Consider the following 5,167-nt stretch of genomic DNA (forward strand, 5'->3'; position numbering starts at 1 on the left):
ACCCCACCCGGCTCGTGAGCCGAGCAGGCTGCGACGAGCTGCTCCTCAGCAACAGCGACCATCGCGTCACCCGCGACGGGCCGGACCGGGTTGAGGTTGTCGATGATCTGCATCGCCGCATCCACGTTGATCCGCCCCGTAGCCAGCGACTCGGCGACGTGCGGGAAGGGCGCCGGCACGCGCTGCCCGGTCAACCCGGTCGATTCCTGGGTCGCGCGCCCCAACCGCAACCACCGCGACACCGAGGCGTTCGCAGAGCCCGTCACCCGGCGAACCAGCTCACGCGAGCCCCGGCATCCACGACTCCCAGCCAGCCCGTCGCGCCCCCGGGTGCTGCGCTCGTCGACCTCCACCACCAATGCCGCCCGCCACGCATCGACCTGACGAGCAACAGACTCCAACCGCACCAAGCCGGCGAGAACTTCGTCGTCACCCCACCCGGAGACGACACGAGACGGCACACCGCACGCCTCAGCACCGAGCGCGGCACGCACCAGCGCCGCCGCATCGATGACCGAGGTGGTGTCTGACATATCCCTATCGTCCCACCGACCACTGACACAAATTCGAACACCAGTTCGAGCAGGGGGCAGGACGCGCAAACACCACCAGACCGAGCAGACTGGCCCCATGACCACCCCGCGCACCGTCGTCGTCACCGGCACGTCCTCCGGCATCGGCCTGTCCACCGCGGTCCTGGCCGCGAAGGGCGGCTGGCAGGTCGTGGCCACGCTCCGCGACCAGGCCAGGGCGGACGCCCTCCGAGAGAGGGCCGCGAACGAGGGCGTCACGCTCGACATCCGCGCACTCGACGTCACGCGGACCGACGACGTCGATGCGCTCATCGCCGACGTCGTCGAGACCTACGGCCGGCTCGACGCGGTGGTCAACAACGCCGGCGCCGGTCTGGTCGGCACCGTCGAGACGCTGACGCTCGACGACTTCCGCCGCTGCATGGAGGTCAACTTCTTCGCGGTCGTCGCCGTGAGCAGGGCCGCGCTCCCCCACCTGCGAGCCAGCAAGGGCCGGCTCGTCACGGTCTCGAGCGTCGGTGGCATCGTCGGGCAGCCGTTCAACGAGGCCTACTGCGCGGCGAAGTTCGCCGTCGAAGGGTTCCTCGAGAGCCTGCACCCGGTCGCCGCGGCTGCAGGGGTCGACGTCGTCGTCGTCGAGCCCGGCGCGGTCGCGACGCAGTTCGCCGGCACCGCAGTAGGCGACCGCGACGCCCTGGTCGCGGATGCCGGTCCGTACGAGGACTCCCTGCGCGCCTACCTCGCGCGCACCGCCGGTGCGTTCGCCAACGCGCAGGAGCCCGACGGAGTCGGCGCGGTGATCCTCGACGCGCTGGAGAGCCCGGCGCCCGCGTTCCGGGTGCAGACCTCGCCGAACGCGAGCGCTTTCGTCGGCCTCAAGCTCGCCGACCTCGACGGCTCGTCGGTCACGACGGCGACCCGGTCGTGGATCGACGCCTGACGGTCCGGCCGGCGACCGCCGCCGACGCGGACGCCTGTGCCCGGATCTACGCCCCGTACGTCGTCGACACGGCTGTCACGTTCGAGACGGACGCCCCGCCACCCGACGAGATGGCCCGGCGGATCGCCGCGGCCCACGAGTGGCTCGTCGCCGTGCTCGACGACGAGCTGGTCGGGTATGCCTACGCCGGGACCTTCCGCGCCCGCCCCGCCTACCGCTGGACCTGCGAGGTCAGCGCCTACGTGGCGCAGGGGCACGGTGGTGCGGGCATCGGGAAGGCGCTCTACGAGAGCCTGCTGACCCGCCTCACCGCGCGCGGCTTCCGCACGGCGGTCGCGGGCATGACCGTGCCCAACGAGGCGAGTGCGGCCCTGCACCGCGCGCTCGGCTTCGAACCCGTGGGGACCTACCGCGAGGTCGGCTGGAAGCTCGGCGCGTGGCGCGACGTGCACTGGGTGCAGCGCACGCTCGACACGAGCGAGGGCGAGCCGAGCTAACAGCTCAACCCGCGATCGCGTGCGGCCAGGTGGCCGCACGGTGCTGGAACGCGAGGATCTTCGGGTTCACCACGACGCCGTCGCGGATCTCGATGGCGCCGGCGATCGTCTGGTCGTCGGTCCAGGCGGCCGGCCCGTCCATGACCACTCGCAGGAACGGCAGCACGGCCTCGCTGATCCCCCAGGTCGCGCTGCGCCACAGCACGTCGGGGCTGTGGTCCGCGCCGTAGTACGTGATCGCGTCGCCCACCCGTGAACATCGGGTCCGACAGGGGCGTCGGGTCGGCGAACTCGAAGCCCATGCCCGCGTCGCAGGAGACGTCGACGAGCAGCGTGCCGGGCGCGAACAGCTTGAGCTCGTCGTTCGTCACGAACATCAGCGGCGCGTCGGTGTCCTGCAGCGCGCAGTTCACGACGATGTCGTGCTTCGCGAGGAACTCGGCGGTCGGCACCGTCTCCTCCCGAGTCACGACGAGCGTGCTGCCGGAGTCGGTCCGCTCGAGCTGCTCGATGACGACCGACGGGATCGGCGAGGCCACGGCCATCGTGTCGCGCAGCGTCAGGACCGTCACGTCGCGCACGCCCAGCGCGTGCAGAGCGGCCACCGCGCCGCGGGCCGCGTTGCCGAAGCCGAGGACCGCAGGTCCTCGTCGATCCGCTCGAGATGCTGCGGGTGGAGGGGAAGTCGGGACTCGTTCTCCTTGCCCGAGGTGCACGGCACCCGAGGGTCAGCCTGGCCATGAGGCCACCTTCGGTACGCCTCGACCTCCCACACCCGCGCCCGACGAGCCCCACCGCGCGTGCGAGGATCGGGCCGTGCCCACCCTCGCCGACCGCATCCCGGCCGATCCCACCGACCCGGACGCCCTCTACGAGGCGTTCACCGGGTGGACGGCCGAGCGCGGCCTGACGATGTACCCGCACCAGGAGGAGTCGCTGCTCGCACTGGTCTCCGGGGAGCACGTGATCGTCAGCACCCCGACCGGCTCGGGCAAGTCGCTCATCGCGACCGCGGCCCACTTCGTCGCCCTCGCCCAGGGCCGCCGCACCTTCTACACCGCGCCGCTCAAGGCGCTGGTCAGCGAGAAGTTCTTCGCGCTCGTCGAGGCCTTCGGGTCCGCGAACGTCGGGATGATGACGGGCGACTCGTCGGTCAACAACGACGCACCGATCATCTGCTGCACCGCGGAGATCCTGGCCAACCTCGCGTTGCGCGACGGCCCCGACGCGGACGTCGGCCAGGTCGTCATGGACGAGTTCCACTTCTACGCCGACCCGCAGCGCGGCTGGGCCTGGCAGGTGCCCCTGCTCGAGCTGCCCCGCGCGCAGTTCGTCCTCATGTCCGCGACCCTCGGCGACGTCACGTTCTTCGCCGACGACCTGGTCAAGCGCACCGGCACCGAGGTCGCCGTCGTCGAGACCGCCGAGCGGCCCGTCCCGCTCAACTTCGCCTACGCGATCGAACCGCTCCACGAGCTGCTCGACGAGCTCGTCAAGACGCAGCGCTCTCCCGTCTACGTCGTGCACTTCACGCAGAAGGAGGCCGTCGAGCGCGCGCAGTCGCTGCTCTCGACGCCGCTGGCCAGCCGCGAGAAGCGTGACGCGATCGCCGACGAGCTCGGCGCGTTCCGGTTCGGGCCCGGCTTCGGCAAGACGCTGTCGCGCCTGCTGCGGCACGGCGTCGGCGTGCACCACGCCGGGATGCTGCCCAAGTACCGCCGCGTCGTCGAGCGGCTCACGCAGAAGGGCCTGCTGCCAGTCGTCTGCGGCACGGACACGCTCGGCGTCGGCATCAACGTGCCGATCCGCACCGTGGTGCTCACGAGCCTGGTCAAGTACGACGGCGTGCGCATGCGGCACCTGTCCGCGCGCGAGTTCCACCAGATCGCGGGGCGCGCGGGCCGCGCCGGGTACGACACCGTCGGCGAGGTCATCGTGCTCGCGCCCGACCACGTCATCGAGAACCGCAAGCTGCTCGAGAAGGCCGGCGACGACCCGAAGAAGCTCAAGAAGATCGTCCGCAAGAAGGCCCCCGAGGGGCACGTCAACTGGACCGACAAGACGTTCGAGCGCCTGCGCGACGCCCCGCCCGAGCCCCTGACGTCGAGCTTCCAGGTGACGCACGCCATGGTGCTGCACGTGCTGGCCCGTGAGGGCGACCCCGTCGCCGCGATGACCAGGCTGCTCACCGACAACCACGAGCCCGAGGGGGCGCAGGGGCGCCACATCCGCCAGGCGGTCGCGGTCTACCGCTCGCTGCGCGCGGCCGGCGTGCTCGAGCGCCCCTGGGTCGAGGACCCCACCGCGCCGCACGGCCGCCGCCGCACGGTCCGGCTCACGCACGACCTGCCCGCCAACTTCGCGCTCAACCAGGCGCTGTCCCCGTTCGCGTACGCGGCGCTCGACCTGCTCGACCGCGAGGACCACGCCTACGCGCACGACGTGGTCAGCGTGCTCGAGTCCACGCTCGACGACCCGCGCCAGGTGCTCGCCGCGCAGGAGAACCGCGCGCGCGGCGAGGCCGTCGCGGCCATGAAGTCCGAAGGCATCGAGTACGACGAACGCATGGCCCTGCTCGAGGGCGTCACGTACCCCCGCCCGCTCGCCGAGCTGCTCGAGGCCGCGTTCGCGACGTACCGCCAGACCAACCCGTGGGTGGCCGACCTCGCGCTGTCGCCCAAGTCGGTCGTCCGCGAGATGCACGAGCGCGCCTCGACGTTCGCCGAGTACGTCTCGCACTACCAGCTGGACCGCACCGAGGGCATCTTGCTGCGCTACCTCGCGGACGCGTACCGAACCCTGCGTCAGACGGTCCCCGAGGACGCCCGCACCGAGGAGCTGTGGGAGCTCATCGAGTGGCTGGGCGACCTGGTGCGCCGCACCGACTCGAGCCTGCTCGACGAGTGGGAGCGCCTGTCGAACCCGCTCGACGAGCACGGCGCCGACTCGCCCGGCGGGGTCGACGAGGACACCCCCGAGCCGCTCACCGCCAACCCGCGCGTGCTGCGCGCCCTGGTCCGGGGTGCGCTGTTCCGCCGCGTCGAGCTCGCCGCGCGCGAGGCCTACGGCGCGCTGGCCGCGCTCGGCGACGTCGACGAGGACGGCGAGCCGTGGACCGCCGACCGCTGGTCGGCCGCGCTGGACCCGTTCTACGACGACCACGACGAGATCCTCACCGGCCCGCCCGCGCGTGGCCC

General features: G+C 71.8%; 4 protein-coding genes and 2 pseudogenes. 3 read left to right on the forward strand and 3 right to left on the reverse strand.

Annotated elements, in window-relative coordinates:
- Window positions 1–533, reverse strand: a pseudogene (locus tag D1825_RS01370) (hypothetical protein); the annotation flags it as partial.
- 97 nt (window positions 534–630) lie between these two features.
- Here D1825_RS01370 and D1825_RS01375 point away from each other — a divergent pair.
- Both D1825_RS01375 and D1825_RS01380 read left to right on the forward strand, forming a co-directional pair.
- Window positions 631–1,473: an SDR family NAD(P)-dependent oxidoreductase gene (locus tag D1825_RS01375; RefSeq protein ID WP_118765721.1), complete on the forward strand. Its 843-nt coding sequence runs from the start codon at window positions 631–633 to the stop codon at window positions 1,471–1,473.
- A complete protein-coding gene (locus D1825_RS01380) occupies window positions 1,458–1,970 on the forward strand; it encodes a GNAT family N-acetyltransferase (RefSeq protein WP_233549552.1) in 513 nt (170 codons plus the stop codon). Before D1825_RS01375 ends, D1825_RS01380 begins: the two co-directional genes overlap by 16 nt.
- Window positions 1,971–1,974: 4 nt before the next feature.
- Here the strand turns inward: D1825_RS01380 and D1825_RS18510 are convergent, their stop codons facing one another.
- Both D1825_RS18510 and D1825_RS18785 read right to left on the reverse strand, forming a co-directional pair.
- Window positions 1,975–2,220, reverse strand: a complete 246-nt coding sequence (locus D1825_RS18510) for a hypothetical protein (RefSeq protein ID WP_233549553.1) — start codon at window positions 2,218–2,220, stop codon at window positions 1,975–1,977.
- A gap of 61 nt (window positions 2,221–2,281) precedes the next feature.
- Window positions 2,282–2,686: pseudogene (locus tag D1825_RS18785) on the reverse strand (hypothetical protein); the annotation flags it as partial.
- Window positions 2,687–2,786: 100 nt separating this feature from the next.
- Here D1825_RS18785 and D1825_RS01390 point away from each other — a divergent pair.
- On the forward strand, window positions 2,787–5,167 hold a 2,381-nt coding region (locus D1825_RS01390; protein ID WP_118765722.1), incomplete at its 3' end, for a DEAD/DEAH box helicase.

Source organism: Cellulomonas rhizosphaerae (assembly GCF_003470205.1).
In the GTDB taxonomy this organism is placed as follows: domain Bacteria; phylum Actinomycetota; class Actinomycetes; order Actinomycetales; family Cellulomonadaceae; genus Cellulomonas; species Cellulomonas rhizosphaerae.

What these genes read in the sequence shown, in the direction of transcription:
- D1825_RS01375 (WP_118765721.1), top strand. Translation starts at nt 631, where the DNA reads ATGACCACCCCGCGCACCGTCGTCGTCACCGGCACGTCCTCCGGCATC.